This window comes from Nocardia sp. NPDC055050 (assembly GCF_053608345.1).
In genome coordinates, this window is record NZ_JBSGVG010000033.1 from 46565 (window position 1) to 68861 (window position 22297).

Genomic DNA, 22297 nt, shown 5'->3' on the forward strand with positions numbered 1-22297 from the left:
GCACCAGCAGTGAGGAACACGTCATGGAACCCCGATTCAACCTTTTCGGCACCGAGGTCGGCGCCACGTTCGGCAAGCGGTTCGGCAACGCCAGCCTGGCACTGATCCGGTCGACCCTGCCGAAAGCCACCCAGGACCTGGTGATGCTGCGCGTCAGCCAGATCAACGGCTGCGGCTACTGCACCGACGCGCACAGCAAGGATCTGGCCCACTCCGGGCAGTCCGCGACGCGGATCAATCTCGTTGCCGCCTGGCGTGAGTCGACGGTGTTCACCGATGCGGAACGGGCGGCGCTGGCGCTGGCCGAGGAAGGGACCCGCGTCGCCGACGCCGCGCAGGGGGTGTCCGACGAGACCTGGGCCCAGGTGCGCGAGTACTACGACGACGAGCAGCTCGCCGCCTTGGTCGCGGTGGTGGCCCAGATCAACGCCGCCAACCGGCTCGGTGTCATCCTGCGCCAGCAGGGCGGTGCCTACGAGCCCGGCGCGTTCGACGTCGCGGCAGGCTGAGCGAATCGTGGCAGGCCCGGGTCCCCGGATCCGGGCCGACCCGCTCGACGCGCCGAGCGGTTGTGCGCGGGGTTCGCGTGACACGGGCCTCACCGTCGCGGACCGTTGCGGGAGCGGCGGCACAGACCTACTAGTCTGAATGCGTGAGTCTTGTGCTGTTGCCCGCTGTCGATGTCGCCAATGGTGAGGCCGTGCGCCTTGTGCAAGGGGAGGCCGGTAGCGAAACGAGCTATGGGTCGCCTCGGGACGCGGCGTTGGCGTGGCAGCAAGCGGGGGCCGAGTGGGTGCATCTGGTCGATCTCGACGCGGCCTTCGGCAAGGGGAGCAATCGCGAACTGATCGCTCAGGTCGTCGGTGAACTCGACGTGAAGGTCGAGCTGTCCGGTGGTATCCGCGACGACGATTCGCTGAAAGCGGCGCTGGCGACCGGGTGCGCGCGGGTGAACATCGGCACCGCGGCGATCGAGAATCCGCAGTGGTGCGCGCGAGTGCTCGGCGAGTACGGCGACCGGATCGCGGTGGGACTCGACGTCAAGCAGATCGACGGCCAGTGGCGGTTGCGCGGTCGCGGCTGGGTGACCGACGGCGGCGACCTGTGGGAGGTGCTCGAACGCCTCGAGCGTGACGGGTGCGCGCGCTATGTGGTCACCGACGTCTCCAAGGACGGCACGCTCACCGGCCCCAACCTCGAGCTGCTGAGCGAGGTCGCCAACGCCGCCGAGGCACCGGTGGTCGCCTCCGGCGGCATCTCGGTGCTCGACGACCTCGTCGCCATCGCCGGCCTGGCCGACGACGGTGTGGAGGGCGCGATCATCGGCAAGGCGTTGTACGCGGGCCGCTTCACGCTGCCCGAAGCTCTGGCCGCGGTGCGCTGACACCGCCGATGACCGCCGCGCCGAGCACCGCCGAACTGACCGACCTGCTGACCGTCGCCACCCAGATCCTGGACGGCGTGGTCCCGCGTTTCGTCGAAGGACTCGGCGCGCCGAGCGCGGTGACCAAGGGCCGCAACGACTTCGCCACCGAACTCGATCTCGAGCTGGAACGCACCATCTCCGCCGAACTCCAGCAGCGGACCGGCATCGCGGTGCACGGCGAGGAATTCGGCGGACCGGCGCTCACCTCGGGCACGGCCTGGGTGCTCGATCCGATCGACGGCACCTTCAACTACTCCTCGGGCCACCCGATGTCGGGCACCCTGCTGGCTCTGGTGCACGAAGGCGAGCCGGTGATCGGCCTGACCTGGCTGCCCATGCTGGGTCGCCGCTACGCCGCGGTGACCGGTGGACCGTTGTACCTCGACGGTGTGGCATTGCCACCGCTGGAACCGGGCAAGCTCGCCGACTCCATGATCGGATTCGGCGCCTTCAACCTCGACTCGGCGGGTCGCATCCCCGGCCAGTTCCGGTTCGACCTGCTCGGTGCACTGAGCCGGTTGTCCTCGCGGGTGCGGATGCACGGCGCCACCGGCATCGACCTGGCGTTCACCGCCTCGGGGGTGCTCGGCGGCGCGGTCGTGTTCGGGCACCATCCGTGGGACAACGCGGCCGGGGTCGCGCTGGTGCGCGCCGCGGGTGGCGTGGTCACCGACCTCGCGGGCGCGCCGTGGACGATCACGTCCGGTTCGGTGCTGGCCGCCGCGCCGGGCGTGCACGAAGAACTGCTGGAAATGATTTGCACCGTCAGCGAAGAAGAACGAGGGTGAACCCCATGACACCGCGTACCGACGAACGACCCGGCACCACCGCGCCGAGCACCTTGGCGGTCCGCGTGATCCCGTGTCTGGATGTCGACGCGGGTCGCGTGGTCAAGGGCGTCAACTTCCAGAACCTGCGCGACGCGGGCGATCCGGTGGAACTGGCCGCGACCTACGACGCTCAGGGCGCCGACGAACTGACCTTCCTCGACGTCACCGCCTCCACCGGTGACCGCGGCACCATGCTCGACGTGGTGACCCGCACCGCCGAACAGATCTTCATCCCGCTCACCGTCGGCGGTGGGGTACGCACGGTCGAGGATGTCGACCGGCTGCTGCGCGCCGGCGCGGACAAGGTATCGGTGAACACCGCCGCCATCGCACGCCCCGAGGTGCTGTTCGAGATGTCGCAACGCTTCGGCGCCCAGTGCATCGTGCTCTCGGTCGACGCGCGCACCGTGCCCGACGGTCAGCCCGACACCCCGTCCGGCTGGGAGGTCACCACCCACGGCGGCAAGCGTGGCACCGGCATCGACGCTGTCGAATGGGCCGTCCGCGGCGCCGAACTCGGTGTGGGCGAGATCCTGCTGAACTCGATGGACGCCGACGGCACCAAGGCCGGTTTCGACCTGCCGATGATCACCGCCGTGCGCGCCGCGGTGCGCGTTCCGGTGATCGCCAGCGGCGGCGCGGGCGCGGTCGACCACTTCCCGCCCGCTGTCCACGCCGGCGCCGACGCGGTCCTCGCCGCGAGCGTCTTCCACTTCGGCGACCTCACCATCGGCCAGGTGAAGGACGCGATGCGCGCGGACGGCATCACCGTCCGCTGACACCGGTTGCGGTGTCGAGCCGAATTCACCTGGCGCCGAACGAATTCGGCGTCACAGCACGATGATCCGACGGAACGCATCGACCGAGCGTCAACGGTGAGCTGGTCGCAGGCAATGGAATCATCGTGCGTGGATCGCGATGATCTCCGTTGCCGCCGACGTTGGTGCGGGGATGAGCATCGGAATCGCGTTGTCCCCGTTCGTCCTCGACAACTCCGCCAACGCCGTGGACACGGCCGTCGATCTGGGCGGAGTCGCCGCCGAGGTCGGGCTGAGTTCGGTGTGGTTGGGACAGGCCTTCAGTAGTGACGCGATCGTGTTGGCGGCGTTGATCGGTCGGGCGGTGCCCGGGATCGAAGTGGGGACGTCGGTCGTTCCGGTGCCGGGCAGGCATCCGCTGCTGGTGGCCGGTCAGGCGCAGACCGCGCAGGCGGCGACCGGTGGACGGTTCGTGCTGGGGTTGGGGCTCGGCGCTCGGTCGCTGTCCGAACGCGCGTTCGGTGGGCCGTTCGACCGGCCCGGCCTCCGGCTGCGTGAATTCCTCACGGCGCTGCGGTCGATTCTCGACACCGGTGCGGTGGACTTCCGCGGTGAGACGGTGACCGCCGCCAGTCCGATGCCCGCGACGGTGGCGGGTGCCGACCCGACAGTGCCGGTGCTGGTCGCGGCCATGGGGCCGCAGGCGCTGCGAGCCACCGGCGAACTGGCCGACGGCACGTTGCCCTTCCTGGTCGGTCCCGAGGCGCTGGCCGAACACATCGTCGCGCCGTTGACCGCCGCCGCGACGGCCGCGGGCAGGCCGCACCCCCGCATCGTGGCGATGGTGCCCGGCGTCGTGACCGCCGACGTCGCCGCGGCCCGGAGCATCGCCGAGACGAAAACCGCCTTCTACGACACGATTCCGTCGTATCAGCGAGTGGTCGCGCTGTCGGGCGCCCAGCGGGCCGCCGAACTCGTGGTGATCGGCGACGAGGAGACGGTCGCCGCCCGCGTGGCCGACTACTTCGCCGCGGGCGCCACCGATGTGGTGTTCTCCCAGACCGACCTCACCACACCCGAGGACCAGCAGCGCACCTGGCGGCTGCTCGGTGAGCTCAATCGCGCCCGCTGATCTGGCGTCACAACCCCATCTCGGCGGCGATGATCGTGCGCAGCACTTCGCTGGTGCCACCCACGATCCGATCGATGCGGTGGTCGGCGTAGAGGCGGGCGATGGGGGAGTCCGCGAGATAGCCGACCCCGCCGTGCAATTGGAGGCAGCGGTCGATCACCCGCCCGGCCGACTCGGTGCAGAACAGCTTCGCCGATGCCGCGTCGGCGGGGGTCAGGTCGCCGCGGTCGTGGGCGGCGAGCGCGCGGTCGACCACCGCCTCGATCGCGTCGACCTCGGCCCGGCAGGCGGCCAGCTCGAACGTGGTGTTCTGGAAGCTCGCCACCGAGTGGGTGAACGCGGTGCGCTCGGCGGTGAAGCGGTGCGCGAAACGCACCGCGGCCCTGGCCTGCGCGTGGGCGCCGACGGCGATGGTGAGCCGTTCGCGTGGCAGCTGTGCGGCGAGATGGTCGTCGCCACGGTGCGCGGCACCGAGCCGATCGGTCACCGGCACCCGCACATCGGTGAAGGTGAGTTGAACTATGTCGCAGACCTTTCGGCCGAGAGTGTCGAGGGCGCGCCCGACGCGGTAGCCGGGGGCGGCGCTGTCGACGACCAGCAGGGACAGGCCGTAGGTGGGGTCGTCCGCGCTCGGGGGCGCGGTACGCGCGCACACGATGACGCGGTCGGCGTGCACGCCCCCGATGACGTAGGTCTTCGAACCGTTGAGCAGGTATTCGCTGCCGTCCAGCGACAGGGGCGCGGTGGTACGCATGCCCGACGGCTCCGTACCGGTGCCGGGTTCGGCGACCGCGAGCGCGAACATCGTTTCGCCGGTGACGAATCCGGGCAACCAGCGCTGCCGCTGTTCGGCGGTCGCCAGGTCGTTGATCAGGGGCAGACAGCGGGACACGTGGGCGCTGGAGCCGCCGAAAGACACCGCGGCGCGCGCGATCTCCTCGGTGAGCACCGCCCGGTACCGGAACGAGTCCAGGCCGCATCCGCCGTGTTCGACGGGCACCTCCATGCCGAGGATCCCGAGTTCGCCCAGCCGGTAATAGAATTCGCGCGGCACCAGTCCGTCGTCGTACCACTTGCCGAAACTCGGCACGACCTCGGCATCGATGAACGCGCGCATCGCCGCGCGGAAGGCGCGGTGCTCGGCATCGAAAACTGTTCTGCGCATGGGGAATCCTTACCGGCCGGAAACGGCCACGAGCCGGCCCGCCCGACGCGGTGATCGGGTGGGCCGGCGAGACGGCGGTGCGTACTACTTCGGCGGTGTGGGGACCGCGGGGTCCTTGCAGTAGGCGCCGAGTTCGGCCGGGCACGGCGCGAGAATGGTCGAGAAGTACTGGTAGGCCGAGAACAGCGCCAGCGGACCGCCGACGGTGACCAGACCGATCATCGTGCCGACCGCACCGAGCGTGGCCGCGCCGAGCACGCAACCAGCCACGGTGGCGCCGACCCACGGCACCAGCAGCACGATCACCGGGCTGGCGATGGTCGCGCCCGCGGCGCCGCCGACCAGGCAACCGATGCCACCGCCGACCACCGCGCCGACGATGGCCGCCACGGCGCCACCGACGCCGAGGCGCTGGCTGAGGACCCCGAGCGCGGCCTGATCGCGCGGGGTGAAGGACTCGGCGATCTGCTGCGCGGCCACGTCCTGGGTGATCAGGTTCGTCGCCGGGGCCACCGGAGTGCCGCCCTCCTTGGACGGGGTCAGGGTCGCGGTACCGCCGTCGACGGTGGCGGCGATCGGGAACACCTTGTCGTCCATGCGGTAGGTCAGCGGCAGGGCGGCGACCGGGGTGCCGGCGCCGGTGGTGAGCACGAGCTGGCCGTCGGCGACCTGCAGTTTGCCGTCGGTGGACAGCACCGCGGAGTCACCCTGCCTGCTCACCTCGTAGCGCACCTCGGTCTGTGGTGCGGGATCGGCGTTGCCGGTCCCGGTACTGACACACAGGGCCAGTGCGGTCATCGCCGCCGTGGCCAGAGTGGTTGACATCTTCATCTGTGATCCTCATCGATCGGGGTACTTCGGACGAGCCGCGCACGCTGGGACGCGCTGCGCAACGAGGGAGGGGGTGACTACTTGCCCGCAGTGTCGATCAGACCGCCGTCGGTGAGCGACCAGTGCTCGCCGACGAAGGTCTGGATGCCGACCGCTTCGAGCGGATAGCCGTCGTTCGCACCGGTTTTCATCGCGATGCCGGGCAGCATCAGGTCGGCGGAGACGTTGTCCAGCGAGCGCATCGCGTCGCGCAGGCCCTCGCGGGTCGGGCACTTCGCCGCGTCCATGGTCTTGCGGAAGCTCTCGGCCATCGTCCAGCCGGCCATCGCGTGCTGGTTCTCGGGATCGGCGCCGGGGGCGTACTGCGTCAGCTTGGACCGGTAGGTCTGCATGCCCGCGTCCGTGGCCCAGCGCGGATCGGCGGCGTCCTTGAGGAACGCCGCGGTCACCGTGCCCTGGACGTTGGGCAGCCCCACCGGGCGCAGGGTGGCCATGGTGTTGGAGACCACGGCGAGTACGTGCAACGGATTCCAGTCAGCGTTGCGCACGTCGGCGGCCAGCGCCTGCGAGGCGAACTTCGGGGTCGAGAAGTTCAGCAGCACATCGGCTTTGGAGTTGGCGAGGTTGCGCACCTGGGCATCGACGGTGGGGTCGGTGACCTCGAAGCTCTGTTCGGCGATCACCTTCACCCCGCTGCCCGCGACGCCCTCGGTGAACGCCGCGAGGAGGTCCTTGCCGAAGTCGTCGTTCTGGTAGAGCACCGCCACGGTGGCGTTGGGCCGCTGCGCCTTCACGTACTGCGCGTAGGCCAGCCCCTCGGTGCGGTAGCTGGGCTGCCAGCCGATGGTCCACGGGTGCTCGGTGCCGGCACCGAACTTGTTCGCCCCGGTGGCGACGAAGACCTGGGGCACCTTGCGCTGGTTGAGGTAGTCGGTGACCGCCGAAGAGGTTGCCGTGCCGAGGGTTTGGAAGACCGCGAACACCTGGTCCTGTTCGACCAGGCGGCGGGTCTCCTCGACGGTCTTGGGCGGCTGGTAGCCGTCGTCGCGGACGATGTACTCGACCTTGCGTCCGTCGATGCCGCCCTGCTCGGCGTTGATGTAGTCGAAGTAGGCCTTGGCGCCCTTGGGGACCTCGCTGTAGGCCGAGGCCGGACCCGACAGCGGGTACGCCCCGCCGAGTTTGATGGTGCTGTCGGTGATACCGGTGGTCTGTTGGCCCTGGCAGTCGCCTTGACCGACGGAGCCGGTCTCCTCGCCACGACCACCACACGCGGTGAGGGTCGCGAGAAGCGCGGCCGTCACACCGATGGAGCGGATTGCCCTAGTGCGCATGAGTTTTCCCTTTCCGGACACGATGTCCGAGCCATTGCGTCCACTGGGTGGCCAGGCCGGCCAAACCCTTCGGCGCGAGGTACATGACCGCGATGATCAGCAGTCCGAAGATGACGCCGGGTGCGGCCTGGTTGACGTCCTGGGCGAAACTGGGCACGAACATCACGAACAGTCCGCCCAGCAGCGGGCCCCAGGTGGTGCCGAGCCCGCCGACGACCAGTCCGGCCAGCAGCGTGATCGACAGCGTCAGCGCGAAGGAGTCGGGCGAGACGAACGCGATCACCCAGGTGTAGACACAGCCGGCCACACCGGCCAGCAGCGCGCTCCAGGCGAAGGCGAGCGTCTTGTAGTGCGCCAGGTTCACCCCGAGCACCTCGGCGGCGATCTCGTTGTCGCGCATCGCGTGCAGGGCCCGCCCGACTCGCGAGCGCAGCATTCCGGCGACCAGCACGAAGCCGATCACGGTGGTGGCCAGTGCCAGGAAATACAGCCACTGGTCCTCGGCGAGGCCGGTCCACGCGGGCGGCACCGGCTTGTCGACAACGAGTCCCATCGAGCCGCCGGTCAGGTCGTCGAACCGCTTGAGCAGGGGGACCAGGAAGATCGCGATGGCCAGGGTGACCAGCGCCAGGTACAGCCCGCGCAGTCGCAGCGCCGGGACGCCGAGGGCGAAACCGAGTACGAAGGTGATGCCCGCGGCGATCGGGATGGTCGCGAAATACGGTATGTCCCAGCGCTGCATCGCGATCGCGGCGGTGTAGGCGCCGACCGCGAAGAACGCACCGTGGCCCAATGAGATCTGGCCGGTGTGACCGACCAGCAGGTTCAGCCCGAGCAGGGTGACCGCGTAGATCATCGCCATGGCCAGCTGGAAGGTGTGGAACGGCACCAGCTGGAACGGGGCCGCGCAGGCGAGCAGCAGTAGCGCTGCCGTCGCGAGCAGTGGCCACCGGATGGCACTGATACGAGCTGAGACGGAATTATTCTGTGGGACAGCCAGTGTCGTGGTCACTGGCTTTTCGGTGAGTTTCACTTCGCTCATACTCTTTCCACCGCCGCGTGTCCGAACAGACCTTGCGGGCGCAGCAAGAGCACGCCCAGGATGATCACCAGCGGCACGCCGATCTTGAGTTCGGTGCCGATCGCGTCGACGTAAGCGCCGGTGAGGGTTTCGGCGACGCCGACGATCAGACCGCCCGCCACCGCGCCGCCGGGGGAGTCGAACCCGCCCAGCGTCGCCGCCGCGAAGGCGTAGATGAGGACTCCGCCCATCATGTTGGGTTCGAGGAACAGCAGAGGCGCCGACAGCACGCCTGACACCGCCCCGACCAGCGCGGCCAGTCCCCAGCCGAGCGCGAGCACGGTGCCGACCCGGATACCGACGAGTTTGGCCGACTGCGGGTTACACGCCACCGCACGCATGGCGAGCCCGATCCTGGTGTAGCGGAACAGCAGATACAGCAGCGCCATGACCACGCCGACGACGAGCAGGACGCCGAGACTGCCGTAGCCCACACTCAGCCCGCCACCACGCAGAGCCCCCTCCGGGAAGGGATTCGGGAACGATTTGGTCTGATACGACCAGATCCAGCCCGCAGTGGCGTGGATGGTGAAGAACAGTCCGACGGTGACGATCACCAGGGTGATCTCGGGCGCGCCCTCGACCGGCCGGATCACCACTCGTTCGATCAGCATGCCGCCGGCGAACGAAATGGCGAGAGTGAGGATCAGCGCCGCCCAGAACGGCATGATCTGGCTCAGCTGCCAGGCCAGGAACGCCGAGAACATGGCCAGCTCACCCTGGGCGAAATTGACGATCCCGGTGAATCGGTAGATGAGCACCAGTGCCAGCGCGAGACCCGCGTAGATCGCGCCCGCGGACAGACCCTCGACGAGTTGCTGCAGGAATTCGATCACGGCTTCACCTGGATTCCCAGGTAGGAGCGGGTGACCTGTTCATCGGCCCTGATCTGCTCGGCGGTGCCCGACAAGACGATGCGCCCGGTTTCCAGGACGTGCGCCTGCTGGGCGACACCGAGCGCCAGGTGGGCGTTCTGTTCGACGACGATCACCGTGGTGCGTTCCTCCTCGTTGATGGTGGCGACGATCCCGAACAACTCCTGGGTGACCAGCGGTGAGAGGCCGAGCGAGGGTTCGTCGAGCAGCAGCATGCGTGGCCGCAGCATCAGCGCCCGGCCGATGGCGAGCATCTGCTGCTGGCCGCCGGACAGGCCGCCTGCGGCGTCGCGTTGTTTGTCGCGCAGGATCGGGAAGTAGTCGTAGACGCGGCGCAGGTCGGTTTCGACGGCGGCGCGGTCACGGCGGGGGTAGGCGCCCAGGCGCAGGTTCTCTTCGACGGTGAGCGGGGCGAAGGTGCCGCGCCCCTCGGGAACATGGGCCACGCCGAGGCGCGCCATCGATTCCGGTGCGCGACCGGATACTTCGTCACCGTCGAGGAGCAGGCTGCCGCGAACCTTGATCATCCCGCACAGGGCGCGCAGCAGGGTTGTCTTGCCGGCGCCGTTGGGGCCGAGGATCGCGCACACGGTGCCCTGCTGGACCGAGAAGCTGACGCCGTGCAGGACTTTCGCCGCACCGTAACCGGCATGCAGATCGGTGACTGTCAAGAACGCGTCGTCGGCCGTCGGCCAGTGCTCGCTCATGCCGAAGCCCCCAGATAGGCGCGAATGACGGCCGGATCCTGCTGTACCGCTTCGGGTTCGCCCTCGGCGATCACCTGGCCGAACTCGAGGCAGATCACCCGATCGCAGGTGCCCATCACGAAACCCATGTGGTGTTCGACGACGATCACGGTCAGCGCGAGGTCGGCTTGCAGGGTGCGCAGGCGGTGAGCGAATTCGTCGACTTCTCCGTGGCTCAAGCCGTTCACGGGTTCGTCGAGCAGCAGCAGTTGTGGCCGCACCGCCAGCGCTCTGGCGAGCTCGATGCGTTTGAGGGTGCCGAAAGGCAGACCGGAAGCCGGGTGGTCGGCGACCGCGGTCAGGTCGAGGCGCTCGAGCAGTTCATCGGCTTCGGCGCGCAGCAGCTTTTCCTCCCTGCGGATCTTCGGCAACCGCAGTCCGGCTGATACGAAGCCCGCGCAGGCTCGGTGGTGTGCACCCACGAGGACGTTCTCGCGCACCGAGAGACGGGGGAACAGGCCCAGGTTCTGGAAAGTGCGGGCGATGCCGAGCGCGGCCAGCGCGTCGGGCCGCACCGTGGACAGATCGGTGTCGAGGTAACGCATGGTGCCCGACGTCAGCCGGTTGCGCCGGGTCATGCAGTTGAACAGGGTGGTCTTGCCTGCGCCGTTGGGTCCGATCAGGCCGACCATTTCGCCGGAAGCGACCGTGAACCCGACGTCCTGTAAAGCGGTGATACCGCCGAAGCGCACCGTCAGGTTGGTTATCTCGAGCATGCGACGAACACTAAGACCGCAGGTCGGAGCCCACATCGGACGTTGTGGACCAAGAACTCGACCGGTGCTCGTCCGCTGCGGACAGTGTGACGTGGTTGACACTGTGAGCGCGCGCATGCACACTCCCGGAACATGTCAGCTGGATCACGTTTATCCGTTTCGACCGAGTCTGATCAGGTGCGGGCCGAGCGTCACCGGATAGCGGGTGCGGCGTACGACCACGCCGATGAGATCGCCGACGATGTGATGGCCAAGATCCGCGCCGAGCTGCCCGGCTACGCCACCGCGGGGCCCGGTCTGCTCGACGATGTGCACGATCAGCTCGCCCGGCTGAGCCGCACCGGGCTCGGCGCCTTGCTCGAGCACCGACGCGTCTGCCCGTCCGACGTCGCCTACGCGCGGCAGGCGGCGGCGCGACGGGCCCGCACCGGGCTGCCGCTGGTCGACTACATCGCGGCGTTTCGCCTCGGCCAGCGTGCCATCTGGAAAACGCTGCTCGCGCACGCGGGCGATTCCGAGGCAGGTCAGGCGGCCGTGCTGTCGCTGGCGGGGCCGCTGGCCCGCTACACCGATCTGATCAGTACCCAGGCCACCGACGCCTATCTGGAGTTCCAGCAGTACGTGGCCGCCGAATCCGGGCGCGACTCGCAGGCGCTGATGGACGCGCTGCTCGACGGCGCGCTGCCGTCGAGCGGTCCGCACCTGTCGGTGGCCACCGCGCACGGAATCGGGGCCGAACGTACCGCGCCGGTGGTGGTGATCACCGCGGTCGTGCTCGATCGGGCGGAACACAACGAGGATTCGTCCGAAAGACTCGGTCAGGCACGGCAATTGGTATCCGCGGCGATGGCTCGGTGCACGGTCAACGGATTGCGGACGCTGTCGGTGGTCCGCGGATCCGAGATCGTCGCCGTGCCCGCGCTCGGTGCGGGCGACGCCGCCGACGGATTGTGCGAGCGGCTGCGCGTGATGCGCGACGAGCTGGGCGCCGAGGGCCTCACGTTGGCCGTCGGGGTGAGCACCGCGGTCACCGAGGTCGCCCAGATTCCGCGTGCCTACCGGCAGGCGCAGGCCGCGCTCGAACTCCTGCCCGAAGGCGGCGGGGTACTCGCGTTACCGCAGCTCACGCCGTTCAAATATCTGCTCCTGCGCGCCGATGACACCACCCGTCAGCTGGTGGACCCCCGCATCGGGAGCGCACTGGCCGAGGACCGCGTTCGTGGCGGGACATTGGCCGAGACGATCCGCGCGTTCGCCGCCGCCGACATGAATCTGCGCGAAGCCGCCGACACCCTCCACATCCACCTCAATACGGCCAAGTACCGGCTCGGCCGGATCCAGGAACTCACCGGTCGCAATGTGCGCAGCGTGAACGACCTGGTGGAACTGCTGGTGGCCATCGAACTGGCTGCTGTTATAAACGAGGCATGAGCCTCGACCCCGCCATCGCCGCCCGCCTCAAGCGCACCGAGGACGGACTGATCGCCGCGATCGCACAGGAAAAGGCCACCGGCGACGTGCTGATGATGGCCTGGATGGACGACGAGGCGCTGGCCCGCACGCTGGAAACCCGCAAGGCGACCTACTATTCGCGTTCGCGTCAGCAGTACTGGGTCAAGGGCGAGACCTCCGGGCACACCCAGTACGTGCACGAGGTGCGCCTGGATTGCGACGGCGACACGCTGCTGCTGATCGTCGATCAGGAGGGCGCGGCCTGCCACACCGGCACTCACACCTGCTTCGACACCGACGTACTGCTCGCCATCGGCTAGTCGCCGTCTTCGACGAGGATCCGGTTCAGCCGGTCGGACAGGGATTCCCCGAGTACCGCGAGTTGCGCGGTCTGCTGATCGGTGAGACCGTCCAGAACGAGCCTGCGTACGGCGTCCACGTAGCCGGGGGCCGCCTCGATCACCTTCTCGAAACCGGCGTCGGTGAGAACTGCGTACACCCCGCGTCGGCCCGCGGTGGTGTCGCGGCGCACCCAGCCGATGCGTTCCAGCTTCGAGACCACATGCGAGAGTCGCGATAGCGACGCATTTGCCTTGTGGGCGAGATCACTCAGTTGCAGCCGGTGTCCCGCCTCCTCGGAGAGCAGGCTGAGTACCCGGAACTCGAAATGGGTGAGGCCGGACTCGCGCTGCAACCGGGTGTCCAGTGCGCCGGGAATCCGGGTCATGAGCGCGACGATCGCCTGCCATGCGCGTTGTTCGACGGGGTCGAGCCACTGAGTCATCGCCGGTACTGCCTCGCGGCCGGACGGCGGACATGGTGGAGTGAGGCGCGCACACGAAAGAGTTTGCCACGACGTCGCTGTGGCGTCCGGGAGTTGGCGGTGGTCGTGAGGTCACTCACATCACCGCGGGGGTGTGGGCGAGGGCTACCGATCGCCGGTCATCGGCGGCGTAGCGGGCGCCGGTTCCTGCGCCGCGGCCTTGGCGGCCTTGTGACGGCTGAATCCGCGCTTGCCCATCAGCGCGATCACCAGCGCGAACACCACCGCCGCGATGATGGCGCCGACCAGGCAGGCGCCGCGGAACGCCGGCGCGTCGACGTCCAGAATTCGCTGACCCGCGTGTGCGGCATTGTTGCCGCCGAGCACGATCGTCAACGTCATCAGATTCGGCAGCGAGCAGGCCAGCGCGACGATCACCGCCGCGCCCGCGATGAACTTGCCGCCCTTGCGCTTCCACACCCGCACCGCGAATATCAGCAGCAACAGCGGCAGCAAAGTGAACACGAAGCCGTACACCAGCCCCCACCAGATGCCCGAGCTGAAACTGCCGTGCACGGTGCTGGCCAGCCGCTGTGCCCACCACCGGGGGATGAACGAGGACAGGATGAAGTAGGCGGCCACCAGCACCACCACCGTGGCGAGGGTCATGATCGCCCGGTTACGCCATACGACGGCCGTGGGCTTCTGACCGCTCGACTGCACCTCGCCGGTTGTCATCTGCCCAGCGTAAGTGCGTCGAGGTCGCCGGGCGCCGATCCGCCGCCCGGCGATTCGCCGACCGGTACTACTCGGGAGTGATGCTGCGCTTGCGCAGGAAGGCCAGCGCTTCGTCGGCATGCACGGCCGCCCGCAGCTCACCGGTGACGATCTCGAGAATCGTGCGGTCGGTGTCGATGATGAAGGTGTGTCGCTTGACCGGGGCGAGTTTGCCCAGCAGTCCACGCTTCACGCCGAACGCGGCGGCGACCGCGCCGTCGCTGTCGGACAGCACCGGGTAGTCGAGGCGCTGCTTGGTGGCGAAACCGGCCTGCACCTCGGTGCTGTCGGTGCTGATACCGACACACGAGGCGCCCAGCGCGGCGAACTCGCCGCTCAGATCACGGAAGTGGCAGGCCTCGGCGGTGCACACCGGAGTGTTGGCGGCGGGGTAGAAGAAGAGCACCACCGGGCCGTCGGCGAGCAAGCCGTCGAGCGAGCGGAGCTGGGCGGACTGATCGGGGAGCTCGAATTGCGGAGCGCGCTGGCCTGGCTGCATGCCCAGACAGTAACGACCGGCGGCCGAGTAAGGAAGATCCCCGTTCGCGTCCACGAACGGGGATCTGGGGTCCTATTGCCCGAGCAGTGCCGCGATGTCGGGATTGCGGATCTGCATCACGTCGAGGATGCCGTGCGCGCGCAAGAGTGGTTCCAGCTCGCGGATGCGATCGCTGTGCCCGGCGTACTCGTCGGGGAAATTCTTCTTGTCGAGGTCCTGGATGGCCTTGGCGTAGGTGACGAACGAATTGATCGCGCTCGTCGCCACCGCCTGCTGGCCGGGACCGAAGTGCTGCTGCGACGGGACGGCCAGCCGGCCGTCCTGTGCGCCCTGCTGCGAGGGGTACACCATTGCTCCTCTCGGAAAGGGGATTACCGCATGCGACATGGAACGCGCGCGAGTGTAGTGATGCCGGTCACCGCCCGATTCGGCGCGGGGTCGGGTCCGCGCGCGTCGGCGACGGCACGCCTGGGATGATGGGCCCATGCAGGGCGCGTCGACACCAACCACCACGACCCGCGAACAGTTCCGGCTGCTCGCCGCCGAGCACCGGGTCGTCCCGGTGACCCGAAAGGTGCTGGCGGACTCCGAAACTCCGCTCTCGGCCTACTCCAAACTGGCCGGCGACCGGCCGGGCACCTTCCTGTTCGAATCCGCGGAGAACGGGCGCTCGTGGTCGCGCTGGTCGTTCATCGGCGCGGGCAGCCCGTCGGCACTGACCGTGGTCGACGGCGAAGCCGCCTGGCTCGGCACGGTGCCCGTCGACGCACCCACCGGCGGTGACCCGCTGCGCGTGCTGCACGACACCCTCGAACTGCTGCGCACCGAACGGCTGCCCGGGCTGCCGCCGCTCACCGGCGGCATGGTCGGCTTCCTCGGCTACGACGCGGTGCGCCGCATCGAACGTCTGCCCGAGCTCGCCACCGACGATCTGCGGCTGCCCGAACTGGTCCTCATGCTGGCCACCGATCTGGCCGCGTTCGACCACCACGAAGGCGCGATCACCCTCATCGCCAACGCGGTGAACTGGGACGGCACCGACTCCCGGGTCGACGAGGCCTACGACGACGCGCTCGCCCGGCTCGACCGGATGACCGCCGCGCTGGCCACCCCCGCGCCCTCCACGGTATCGGTCTTCGACCAGCCCGAACCGCAGTTCCTGCGCAGGCGCACCACCGAGGAATTCGGTACCGGCGTGCGCCGCCTGATCAAGGAGATCGAGGCGGGTGAGGCGTTCCAGGTGGTGCTCTCGCAGCGCTTCGAAATGGACTACACCGGGTCCCCGCTGGCGGTCTACCGCATGCTGCGGGCCTCGAACCCGAGTCCGTACATGTATCTGATGCACATCCCCGACGGCGAGGGCGGCACCGCGTTCTCGATCGTCGGCTCGAGTCCCGAATCGCTGGTCACCGTGAAAGACGGGGTAGCCACGACACACCCGATCGCGGGCACCCGCTGGCGTGGCGAGAGCGCCGAGGACGACATCCTGCTCGAGAAGGACCTGCTGGCCGACGAGAAGGAGAACGCCGAGCACCTGATGCTCGTCGACCTCGGTCGCAACGATCTGGGCCGGGTCTGCCGTCCCGGCACGGTGAAGGTGACCCAGTACCGCCACGTCGAGCGGTACAGCCACGTGATGCACCTGGTCTCGACGGTGTCCGGGCAGCTCGCCGAGGGCAAGATCGCACTCGACGCGGTGCGTGCCTGCTTCCCCGCCGGCACGTTGTCGGGTGCGCCGAAGGTACGGGCGATGGAACTGATCGAGGAGCTGGAACCGACCCGGCGCGGCGTCTACGGCGGCGTGGTCGGCTACCTCGACTTCGCCGGCGACGCCGACACCGCCATCGCCATCCGCACCGCCCTGCTCAAGGACGGCACCGCCTACGTCCAGGCGGGCGCGGGCGTGGTCGCCGACTCCGATCCGGTCTACGAGGACACCGAGGCCCGCAACAAGGCCATGGCGGTGCTCAAGGCGATCGCGGCGGCGCAGACCCTGCGCACCTACGAAGGCGGGGACCTGTGACGGCCACGCCCGGAGCAGACCACACCGATTCCGTCGACCCGGCGGACTCCTCGAACGACGGCCCGAACTCGTCCGCCGCACGTCCCGCCGACGCGGCGAGCGTGCAGGCCGACCATTCCGCCAGAGCCACGGCGGCGAAGCCGATCGTGCCGGTTGTGTTGCTCGCGCTGGCGGCAGCGGGGCTGTGGGCGTCTTCGCGGATGACGTGGGTGACGGTGTACTCGGCCGACGGCCTCACCGAACCGCGCACCGACGACCTCAACGGTGGTGTGTGGTTCGGCGCGCTCACCCCGCTCGCGCTGGTGCTGGTCGCCTCGATCGCGGCGGTGTTCGCGGTCAAGGGTGTGCTGCGGCAGTTGCTCGGGGTAGTGATCTCGGTCGTGGCCGCGGCCGCCGCGGTGCCGGGGTTCGCGCTGGCCGTCGGCGCGGGCAGGACCGCCGACCGGGCGGGCACGCTGGCCGAGCTGCCGGTGCGCGCGGTGGTCAGCTCCGCCGACACCCACCTGGGTCCCGCGATCCTGTCGATCGTCGCGGCGAGCCTGGCACTGGCCGCGGGCATCCTGCTCACCCGGCGCACCGGCGAACGCACCGAGGAGGTCTCCGACCGATACGACAACCCGGTGTTCCGCAAGGCCGACGCCAGCGCCGCGGTGAGCAAGCAGAACGCGGAGACCGGATCTGCGGCGCCGCTGTCGGACCGGGTGCTGTGGGACGCGCTCGACGCGGGCACCGACCCGACCGATACCCCGGACACTCCCGGCGCCGACCGCGGTCCGGCCGGGGAGAACAAGTGACCGGCAGCACCCCCGCCGCAGTGACACGCGCGGCGGGCATTTATTCTTTACCAGCATCGGTGAGACAGCGCCCGAGGGGACTCTCGGGCGAGAAGTGCGTCTCCCCAGAAAGGATTCGAGCCAGATGACGGTACTCGACTCGATTCTCGACGGGGTCCGAGCGGATGTTGCCGCTCGCGAAGCCCTCCTCGATTTTCAAGCGATCAAAGCTGCTGCCGCCGCGGTCAAGGGACCGCTGGACGCACACGCCGCGCTGCACGAGGACGGAATCGGTGTCATCGCGGAAGTGAAGCGAGCCAGCCCCTCCAAGGGCGCGCTCGCCGACATTCCCGATCCCGCCGTGCTGGCCAAGGCCTACGAAGACGGGGGCGCGCGCATCATCAGCGTGCTCACCGAGGGCCGCCGCTTCGGTGGATCGCTCGACGATCTCGACGCCGTGCGCGCCGCCGTGAACATCCCGGTGCTGCGCAAGGACTTCGTCGTCGGCCCGTACCAGATCCACGAGGCCCGTGCCCACGGCGCCGATGTGATCCTGCTGATCGTGGCCGCGCTCGAACAGGACGTGCTCGCCTCGCTGATCGACCGCACCGAATCCCTCGGCATGACCGCCCTGGTGGAGGTGCACACCGAGGAAGAGGCCGATCGCGCCCTCGAAGCCGGTGCGACGGTGATCGGCATCAACGCGCGCAACCTCAAGACCCTCGAGGTCGACCGCGATGTGTTCGCGCGGATCGCGCCCGGCCTGCCCTCGGAGGTCATCCGGGTGGCCGAGTCCGGTATCCGCGGCACCGCCGACCTGCTGGCCTACGCCGGTGCGGGCGCCGATGCCGTGCTCGTCGGCGAAGGCCTGGTGACCAGTGGTAACCCGCGTTCGGCCGTGTCCGAACTGGTGACCGCCGGCACGCACCCGTCCTGCCCGAAGCCGGCCCGACGGAGCATCCGGTGACGGTGCTTCCCCCGGCGAGCGCCGGTGTCGCCCAGCACTCCGAGTACGAACCCGACGCGGGCGGCCACTTCGGTGTCTACGGCGGACGGCACGTCCCCGAGGCGCTGATGGCCGTGATCGAAGAGGTCACCGCCGAGTACGACAAGATCCGCACCGATCGCGGCTTCCTCGACGAGCTCGACCGGCTGCAGCGCGACTACACCGGCCGTCCGTCGCCGGTGTTCGAATGCACCCGGTTGGCCGCGCACGCGGGTGGCGCGCGGATCTTCCTCAAGCGTGAGGACCTCAACCACACCGGCTCGCACAAGATCAACAATGTGCTCGGTCAGGCGTTGCTCGCCAAGCGGATGGGCAAGACGCGCGTCATCGCCGAGACCGGAGCGGGCCAGCACGGCGTCGCGACGGCCACCGCGTGCGCGCTGCTCGGCCTCGACTGCGTGGTCTACATGGGTGCGGTCGACACCGCCCGCCAGGCGCTCAACGTGGCCCGCATGCGGCTGCTCGGCGCCGAGGTGATCCCGGTGACCTCGGGTTCGCAGACGCTCAAGGACGCGATCAACGAGGCGTTGCGCGACTGGGTGACCCACGCCGACGACACGTTCTACTGCTTCGGCACCGCCGCCGGTCCGCACCCGTTCCCGCTGCTGGTCCGTGATTTCCAGCGCGTGATCGGCTTGGAGGCGCGCGAGCAGATCCAGCTTCCGGCGCAAGCGGGCAGGCTGCCCGACGCCGTCGTGGCCTGCGTGGGCGGCGGTTCCAACGCCATCGGCATCTTCCACGCCTTCATCCCCGATGCGGGCGTGCGCCTCGTCGGTTTCGAGGCGGCCGGTGACGGCGTCGAAACCGGGCGCCACGCCGCCACCTTCACCGGTGGCACGCCCGGTGCGTTCCAGGGCGCCTACTCGTACCTGTTGCAGGACGAAGACGGCCAGACCATCGAATCGCATTCGATCTCGGCCGGACTCGACTACCCGGGCGTCGGCCCCGAGCACGCCCACCTCAAGGACATCGGCCGCGCCGAATACCGGCCGATCACCGACACCGAGGCGATGGACGCGCTGCTGCTGCTCTCGCGCACCGAGGGCATCATCCCGGCGATCGAGTCCGCGCACGCGGTGGCGGGTGCGCTGAAGCTGGGCGTGGAGCTCGGCGAGGGCGCGGTCATCCTGGTCAACCTGTCCGGTCGTGGTGACAAGGACATGGACACGGCGGGGCGCTGGTTCGGTCTGTTCGACGACGATGCCGAGGAGCACCAACAGTGAGTCAGCAGTCGCGTCTTGCGAACACCTTCGCCGCGGCCCGCAGCGAGGGCCGGGCCGCCCTGATCGGCTATCTGCCCGCCGGTTATCCCGATCTCGCCGGCTCCATCGCCGCGTGCCGTGCGCTCGTCGAATCCGGCTGTGACATCGTCGAAGTCGGCGTCGCCTACTCCGATCCCGTGATGGACGGCCCGGTCATCCAGGCCGCCGCCGAGCAGGCGCTGCGCAGCGGGGTGCGGGTGCGCGATGTGTTCTCCGTCGTCGAGGCGATCGCCGATGCCGGTGGTCAGGCCGTGGTGATGAGCTACTGGAACCCGGTGCTCAAATACGGCGTCGACACCTTCGCCCGCGATCTCGCCGCGGCCGGTGGCGCCGGCATCATCACGCCGAACCTGATCCCCGACGAGGCCGACGACTGGTTCGTCGCCTCGGCCACGCACAATCTGGATCGCATCTTCCTGGTCGCGCCGTCGTCGACCGAAGAGCGTCTGGTCAAGACCCTCGAGGCCTCCCGCGGCTTCATCTACGCGGCCTCGACCATGGGTGTGACCGGTGCCCGTGACGCGGTCTCCTCGGCCGCGCCCGCGCTGTGCTCGCGCATCCGCGCGCACTCCGACATCCCGATCGGCGTCGGCCTCGGCGTGCGCTCGGGGGCGCAGGCCGCCGAGATCGCCGCGTACGCCGACGGCGTGATCGTCGGCTCGGCGCTGGTCTCGGCCGTGCCGGAGGGTCTCGACGCGGTGCGCGCGCTGACGGCCGAACTGGCCGAGGGCGTGCGTTCGGCGACCGTTCGCTCCTAGCAGTTCGTACGATGGGCCCGGCCGCTGATCCGCGGCCGGGCCCATCGCTCGTCACCGGCCCGTCGTCCACCGTCCGGGTCGCGGCAACACGCCCGTAGGGCTCTCCACTAACGTGGGCCGGGTGAACTCAGTCCTGGCCTATATTCCGAGTCCGCCCCAGGGGGTCTGGCAACTCGGACCCTTCCCGCTGCGGGCATACGCACTGTTCATCATTCTCGGCATCGTCGTCGCCATCTGGTGGGGTGAACGCCGGTGGCGCGAGCGCGGTGGTCAGCCGGGCGCCGTGCTCGATGTCGCGATGTTCGCGGTGCCGTTCGGCCTGGTCGGCGGCCGGATCTATCACGTGGCCACCGACTGGCAGAAGTACTTCGGCGAGGGCAAGCATCCCGTCGAGGCGCTCTACATCTGGCAGGGTGGCCTCGGCATCTGGGGCGCGGTGTTCTTCGGCGCCATCGGTGCCTGGATCGGCTGCCGGATGTACAAGATCCCGCTGCCCGCGCTCGGCGACGCCGTCGCGCCCGCTGTGCTGCTCGCCCAGGCCATCGGCCGGCTCGGCAACTACTTCAACCAGGAGCTGTACGGGCGCGCCACCGAGCTCCCGTGGGGCCTGGAGATCTATGAACGGTTCGACCCGGAGACCGGCGCGCGGGACATGATGAACGGGGTGTCGACCGGGCGGGTGCTCGAGGTCGTGCAGCCGACCTTCCTGTACGAGCTCGTCTGGAACGTGCTGGTCGTCATCGGTCTGGTGCTGCTCGACAAGCGCTACAAGATCGGCCACGGACGACTGTTCGCGCTCTATGTCGCGGGCTACAGCTTCGGCCGGTTCTTCGTCGAGCTGCTGCGCAGCGACGAGGCCACCCATATCCTCGGCATCAGGATCAACTCGTTCACCTCCGCACTCGTCTTCCTCGGCGCCATGGCCTACTTCGCCTTGGCGACCAAGGGCCGCGAAACCCCGGCCCAGTTGCAGCCCGACGGTGAGCCGCGCCCCTGGCCGTGGCAGTTCTCCGCGCTGCGCGCCGCCGGTGCGGCCGACAACGCGGCGGCGACGGACTCCGAGACCGCGGCCGTCGACGTCACGAAGAAGGCGGATTCCGCTGAGGTGGAAAAGGATTCGGCAGAAGCGGATGTCGTGTCCGAATCTGTCGGCGCCGCCGACGCGAAGGATGTCACCGACGCGAAGAAATCCTGATCCACGACAGTTTTCGTGGAATCGGCGGGCGTCCGGCAACATTGCGGACGCCCGCCGCGATATTCCACGGTATGGCGAGGGCAGCTCGGGGAAGCACCCGACAAGACAACGGTGGGCAGGACCGGCAACAATGACCCGTGATCGTCGCGGGCGCACCGCCGTTCGGCCGATCGCCACTGGCCGGGGGCCACGACGGGTACCCGCACGAATGATGGAGGACATGAGTGACCGACCCCTACAACCCCAATCCACAGTACGGCCCTGACCTGAGCAAGCAGCCCGACTCGGGTTCGCAGCCGCAGTACGGCCAGCCTGCCTACGGTCAGCCCTCTGATCCGTATGCCCAGCAGCCGCAGCAGCCCGGCTACGGTCAGCCGCAGTACGGTGCGCCGCAGCCGCAGTACGGTCAGCCTGCCGACCCGTACGCTCAGCAGCCGCAGCCGGGGTACGGCGCAGCGCCGTACGGGGCCATGCCGCAGGGCTACAACCCGAACGACCCGGAAGCCCCCTACGGCCGGGACATGTACGGCGTGCCGTTCTCGGACAAGCAGAAGCTGATGGCCGGTCTGTTGCAGATCTTCCTCGGCAGCTTCGGCGTCGGTCGCTTCTACCTCGGTTACACCGGTCTCGGCATCGCCCAGATCGCGGTGACCTGGCTGACCTGTGGTCTCGGCGCCATCTGGCCGCTGATCGACGGCATCATGATGCTCACCGGCAAGGTGCCCGACGCGCAGGGTCGCCCGCTGCGCGACTGATTCCTGCCCGCACGGGGATGAACGGGTGTTCTGCTACGGCGGGGCACCCGTTTCGTGTTTCCCCGCCGGTATTCCGATCACGGTGAGCGATACTCTGTGTCGGTCTGTGGCGGCGCCGTAGCGTCGCTTGGCCTGCGCGT

General features: G+C 69.0%; 25 protein-coding genes. 14 read left to right on the top strand and 11 right to left on the bottom strand.

Going from position 1 to position 22297, the window contains the following annotated elements; translation table 11 throughout:
- Nucleotides 1-23 precede the first annotated feature (23 nt).
- The 5 genes from ACWGCN_RS27245 (at nt 24) to ACWGCN_RS27265 (ending at nt 4146) form a co-directional block, all read left to right on the top strand.
- Nucleotides 24-509, top strand: a complete 486-nt coding sequence (locus tag ACWGCN_RS27245; protein ID WP_387448888.1) for a carboxymuconolactone decarboxylase family protein — start codon at nt 24-26, stop codon at nt 507-509.
- Nucleotides 510-652: 143 nt separating this feature from the next.
- Nucleotides 653-1384: a bifunctional 1-(5-phosphoribosyl)-5-((5-phosphoribosylamino)methylideneamino)imidazole-4-carboxamide isomerase/phosphoribosylanthranilate isomerase PriA gene (priA, locus tag ACWGCN_RS27250; protein WP_378637223.1), complete on the top strand. Its 732-nt coding sequence runs from the start codon at nt 653-655 to the stop codon at nt 1382-1384.
- 8 nt (nt 1385-1392) lie between these two features.
- The gene (locus tag ACWGCN_RS27255; protein WP_378995711.1) at nt 1393-2214 is read left to right on the top strand and encodes an inositol monophosphatase family protein; all 822 of its coding nucleotides are present in this window, start codon (nt 1393-1395) and stop codon (nt 2212-2214) included.
- A 5-nt stretch (nt 2215-2219) separates the two neighbouring features.
- The gene (hisF, locus tag ACWGCN_RS27260; RefSeq protein WP_452458178.1) at nt 2220-3035 is read left to right on the top strand and encodes an imidazole glycerol phosphate synthase subunit HisF; all 816 of its coding nucleotides are present in this window, start codon (nt 2220-2222) and stop codon (nt 3033-3035) included.
- A 172-nt stretch (nt 3036-3207) separates the two neighbouring features.
- A complete protein-coding gene (locus ACWGCN_RS27265) occupies nt 3208-4146 on the top strand; it encodes a TIGR03564 family F420-dependent LLM class oxidoreductase (RefSeq protein ID WP_452458177.1) in 939 nt (312 codons plus the stop codon).
- Nucleotides 4147-4153: 7 nt separating this feature from the next.
- Here ACWGCN_RS27265 and ACWGCN_RS27270 read toward each other — a convergent pair whose 3' ends face one another.
- The 7 genes from ACWGCN_RS27270 to ACWGCN_RS27300 all read right to left on the bottom strand — a co-directional run bounded on the left by ACWGCN_RS27270 (nt 4154) and on the right by ACWGCN_RS27300 (nt 10894).
- Nucleotides 4154-5311 (bottom strand): acyl-CoA dehydrogenase family protein, encoded by a 1158-nt coding sequence (locus ACWGCN_RS27270; protein WP_452458176.1) that lies wholly within the window; start codon nt 5309-5311, stop codon nt 4154-4156.
- Nucleotides 5312-5395: 84 nt separating this feature from the next.
- The gene (locus ACWGCN_RS27275; protein WP_452458175.1) at nt 5396-6142 is read right to left on the bottom strand and encodes a hypothetical protein; all 747 of its coding nucleotides are present in this window, start codon (nt 6140-6142) and stop codon (nt 5396-5398) included.
- A gap of 77 nt (nt 6143-6219) precedes the next feature.
- The gene (locus ACWGCN_RS27280) at nt 6220-7476 is read right to left on the bottom strand and encodes an ABC transporter substrate-binding protein (protein ID WP_378995700.1); all 1257 of its coding nucleotides are present in this window, start codon (nt 7474-7476) and stop codon (nt 6220-6222) included.
- Nucleotides 7466-8518: a branched-chain amino acid ABC transporter permease gene (locus tag ACWGCN_RS27285; protein WP_452458174.1), complete on the bottom strand. Its 1053-nt coding sequence runs from the start codon at nt 8516-8518 to the stop codon at nt 7466-7468. Before ACWGCN_RS27285 ends, ACWGCN_RS27280 begins: the two co-directional genes overlap by 11 nt.
- The gene (locus ACWGCN_RS27290; RefSeq protein ID WP_378995695.1) at nt 8515-9393 is read right to left on the bottom strand and encodes a branched-chain amino acid ABC transporter permease; all 879 of its coding nucleotides are present in this window, start codon (nt 9391-9393) and stop codon (nt 8515-8517) included. The genes ACWGCN_RS27285 and ACWGCN_RS27290 overlap by 4 nt, the downstream gene beginning before the upstream one ends.
- Nucleotides 9390-10139, bottom strand: coding sequence for an ABC transporter ATP-binding protein (locus tag ACWGCN_RS27295; protein WP_379311899.1), 750 nt, complete (start codon nt 10137-10139; stop codon nt 9390-9392). The genes ACWGCN_RS27290 and ACWGCN_RS27295 overlap by 4 nt, the downstream gene beginning before the upstream one ends.
- Entirely contained in the window at nt 10136-10894 is a 759-nt protein-coding gene (locus tag ACWGCN_RS27300) for an ABC transporter ATP-binding protein (RefSeq protein ID WP_379311898.1), read from the bottom strand. Before ACWGCN_RS27300 ends, ACWGCN_RS27295 begins: the two co-directional genes overlap by 4 nt.
- Nucleotides 10895-11071: 177 nt before the next feature.
- Between ACWGCN_RS27300 and ACWGCN_RS27305 the strand changes: the two genes are divergently transcribed.
- Both ACWGCN_RS27305 and hisI read left to right on the top strand, forming a co-directional pair.
- On the top strand, nt 11072-12325 hold the full coding sequence (locus tag ACWGCN_RS27305; protein WP_452458173.1) for a PucR family transcriptional regulator: 1254 nt from the start codon (nt 11072-11074) through the stop codon (nt 12323-12325).
- Nucleotides 12322-12666 carry a phosphoribosyl-AMP cyclohydrolase gene (gene hisI, locus ACWGCN_RS27310; RefSeq protein WP_378995685.1) on the top strand — a complete coding sequence of 115 codons (345 nt, stop codon included), beginning with the start codon at nt 12322-12324 and terminating at the stop codon, nt 12664-12666. Before ACWGCN_RS27305 ends, hisI begins: the two co-directional genes overlap by 4 nt.
- Here the strand turns inward: hisI and ACWGCN_RS27315 are convergent.
- The 4 genes from ACWGCN_RS27315 to ACWGCN_RS27330 form a co-directional block, all read right to left on the bottom strand.
- Nucleotides 12663-13130: a MarR family winged helix-turn-helix transcriptional regulator gene (locus ACWGCN_RS27315; RefSeq protein ID WP_378995683.1), complete on the bottom strand. Its 468-nt coding sequence runs from the start codon at nt 13128-13130 to the stop codon at nt 12663-12665. The two genes, hisI and ACWGCN_RS27315, sit on opposite strands and share 4 nt — an antisense overlap.
- A 144-nt stretch (nt 13131-13274) precedes the next feature.
- Nucleotides 13275-13847 carry a permease gene (locus ACWGCN_RS27320; protein ID WP_452458172.1) on the bottom strand — a complete coding sequence of 191 codons (573 nt, stop codon included), beginning with the start codon at nt 13845-13847 and terminating at the stop codon, nt 13275-13277.
- 67 nt (nt 13848-13914) lie between these two features.
- Nucleotides 13915-14385, bottom strand: coding sequence for a peroxiredoxin (locus ACWGCN_RS27325; protein WP_378995679.1), 471 nt, complete (start codon nt 14383-14385; stop codon nt 13915-13917).
- 72 nt (nt 14386-14457) lie between these two features.
- Nucleotides 14458-14736 carry a hypothetical protein gene (locus ACWGCN_RS27330; RefSeq protein WP_378995677.1) on the bottom strand — a complete coding sequence of 93 codons (279 nt, stop codon included), beginning with the start codon at nt 14734-14736 and terminating at the stop codon, nt 14458-14460.
- Nucleotides 14737-14869: 133 nt separating this feature from the next.
- On the opposite strand from ACWGCN_RS27330, the gene ACWGCN_RS27335 reads away from it, so the two are divergent.
- From ACWGCN_RS27335 to ACWGCN_RS27365, 7 genes are all read left to right on the top strand, one after another.
- The gene (locus ACWGCN_RS27335; protein WP_379311895.1) at nt 14870-16408 is read left to right on the top strand and encodes an anthranilate synthase component I; all 1539 of its coding nucleotides are present in this window, start codon (nt 14870-14872) and stop codon (nt 16406-16408) included.
- Entirely contained in the window at nt 16405-17202 is a 798-nt protein-coding gene (locus ACWGCN_RS27340; RefSeq protein ID WP_378995673.1) for a TIGR02234 family membrane protein, read from the top strand. Before ACWGCN_RS27335 ends, ACWGCN_RS27340 begins: the two co-directional genes overlap by 4 nt.
- Before the next feature lie 124 nt (nt 17203-17326).
- A complete protein-coding gene (trpC, locus tag ACWGCN_RS27345) occupies nt 17327-18148 on the top strand; it encodes an indole-3-glycerol phosphate synthase TrpC (protein ID WP_056824640.1) in 822 nt (273 codons plus the stop codon).
- A complete protein-coding gene (trpB, locus tag ACWGCN_RS27350; RefSeq protein ID WP_378637181.1) occupies nt 18145-19410 on the top strand; it encodes a tryptophan synthase subunit beta in 1266 nt (421 codons plus the stop codon). Before trpC ends, trpB begins: the two co-directional genes overlap by 4 nt.
- Entirely contained in the window at nt 19407-20207 is an 801-nt protein-coding gene (gene trpA / locus ACWGCN_RS27355) for a tryptophan synthase subunit alpha (RefSeq protein ID WP_378637179.1), read from the top strand. The genes trpB and trpA overlap by 4 nt, the downstream gene beginning before the upstream one ends.
- Before the next feature lie 121 nt (nt 20208-20328).
- Nucleotides 20329-21402 carry a prolipoprotein diacylglyceryl transferase gene (gene lgt / locus ACWGCN_RS27360; protein ID WP_452529131.1) on the top strand — a complete coding sequence of 358 codons (1074 nt, stop codon included), beginning with the start codon at nt 20329-20331 and terminating at the stop codon, nt 21400-21402.
- Between the two features lie 224 nt (nt 21403-21626).
- On the top strand, nt 21627-22157 hold the full coding sequence (locus ACWGCN_RS27365; RefSeq protein ID WP_378995669.1) for a TM2 domain-containing protein: 531 nt from the start codon (nt 21627-21629) through the stop codon (nt 22155-22157).
- Nucleotides 22158-22297: the final 140 nt, after the last annotated feature.

Excerpts from the sequence above, each read along its gene's own strand:
- ACWGCN_RS27245 (WP_387448888.1), top strand. The coding sequence starts at position 24 with ATGGAACCCCGATTCAACCTTTTCGGCACCGAGGTCGGCGCCACGTTC.
- ACWGCN_RS27265 (WP_452458177.1), top strand. The coding sequence starts at position 3,208 with ATGAGCATCGGAATCGCGTTGTCCCCGTTCGTCCTCGACAACTCCGCC.
- ACWGCN_RS27300 (WP_379311898.1), bottom strand. The coding sequence starts at position 10,894 with ATGCTCGAGATAACCAACCTGACGGTGCGCTTCGGCGGTATCACCGCT.
- ACWGCN_RS27280 (WP_378995700.1), bottom strand. The coding sequence starts at position 7,476 with ATGCGCACTAGGGCAATCCGCTCCATCGGTGTGACGGCCGCGCTTCTC.
- ACWGCN_RS27255 (WP_378995711.1), top strand. The coding sequence starts at position 1,393 with ATGACCGCCGCGCCGAGCACCGCCGAACTGACCGACCTGCTGACCGTC.
- ACWGCN_RS27330 (WP_378995677.1), bottom strand. The coding sequence starts at position 14,736 with ATGGTGTACCCCTCGCAGCAGGGCGCACAGGACGGCCGGCTGGCCGTC.
- ACWGCN_RS27295 (WP_379311899.1), bottom strand. The coding sequence starts at position 10,139 with ATGAGCGAGCACTGGCCGACGGCCGACGACGCGTTCTTGACAGTCACC.
- ACWGCN_RS27320 (WP_452458172.1), bottom strand. The coding sequence starts at position 13,847 with ATGACAACCGGCGAGGTGCAGTCGAGCGGTCAGAAGCCCACGGCCGTC.
- trpC (WP_056824640.1), top strand. The coding sequence starts at position 17,327 with ATGACGGTACTCGACTCGATTCTCGACGGGGTCCGAGCGGATGTTGCC.
- hisF (WP_452458178.1), top strand. The coding sequence starts at position 2,220 with ATGACACCGCGTACCGACGAACGACCCGGCACCACCGCGCCGAGCACC.
- ACWGCN_RS27285 (WP_452458174.1), bottom strand. The coding sequence starts at position 8,518 with ATGAGCGAAGTGAAACTCACCGAAAAGCCAGTGACCACGACACTGGCT.
- ACWGCN_RS27325 (WP_378995679.1), bottom strand. The coding sequence starts at position 14,385 with ATGCAGCCAGGCCAGCGCGCTCCGCAATTCGAGCTCCCCGATCAGTCC.
- ACWGCN_RS27270 (WP_452458176.1), bottom strand. The coding sequence starts at position 5,311 with ATGCGCAGAACAGTTTTCGATGCCGAGCACCGCGCCTTCCGCGCGGCG.
- hisI (WP_378995685.1), top strand. The coding sequence starts at position 12,322 with ATGAGCCTCGACCCCGCCATCGCCGCCCGCCTCAAGCGCACCGAGGAC.
- ACWGCN_RS27315 (WP_378995683.1), bottom strand. The coding sequence starts at position 13,130 with ATGACTCAGTGGCTCGACCCCGTCGAACAACGCGCATGGCAGGCGATC.
- ACWGCN_RS27275 (WP_452458175.1), bottom strand. The coding sequence starts at position 6,142 with ATGAAGATGTCAACCACTCTGGCCACGGCGGCGATGACCGCACTGGCC.
- ACWGCN_RS27335 (WP_379311895.1), top strand. The coding sequence starts at position 14,870 with ATGCAGGGCGCGTCGACACCAACCACCACGACCCGCGAACAGTTCCGG.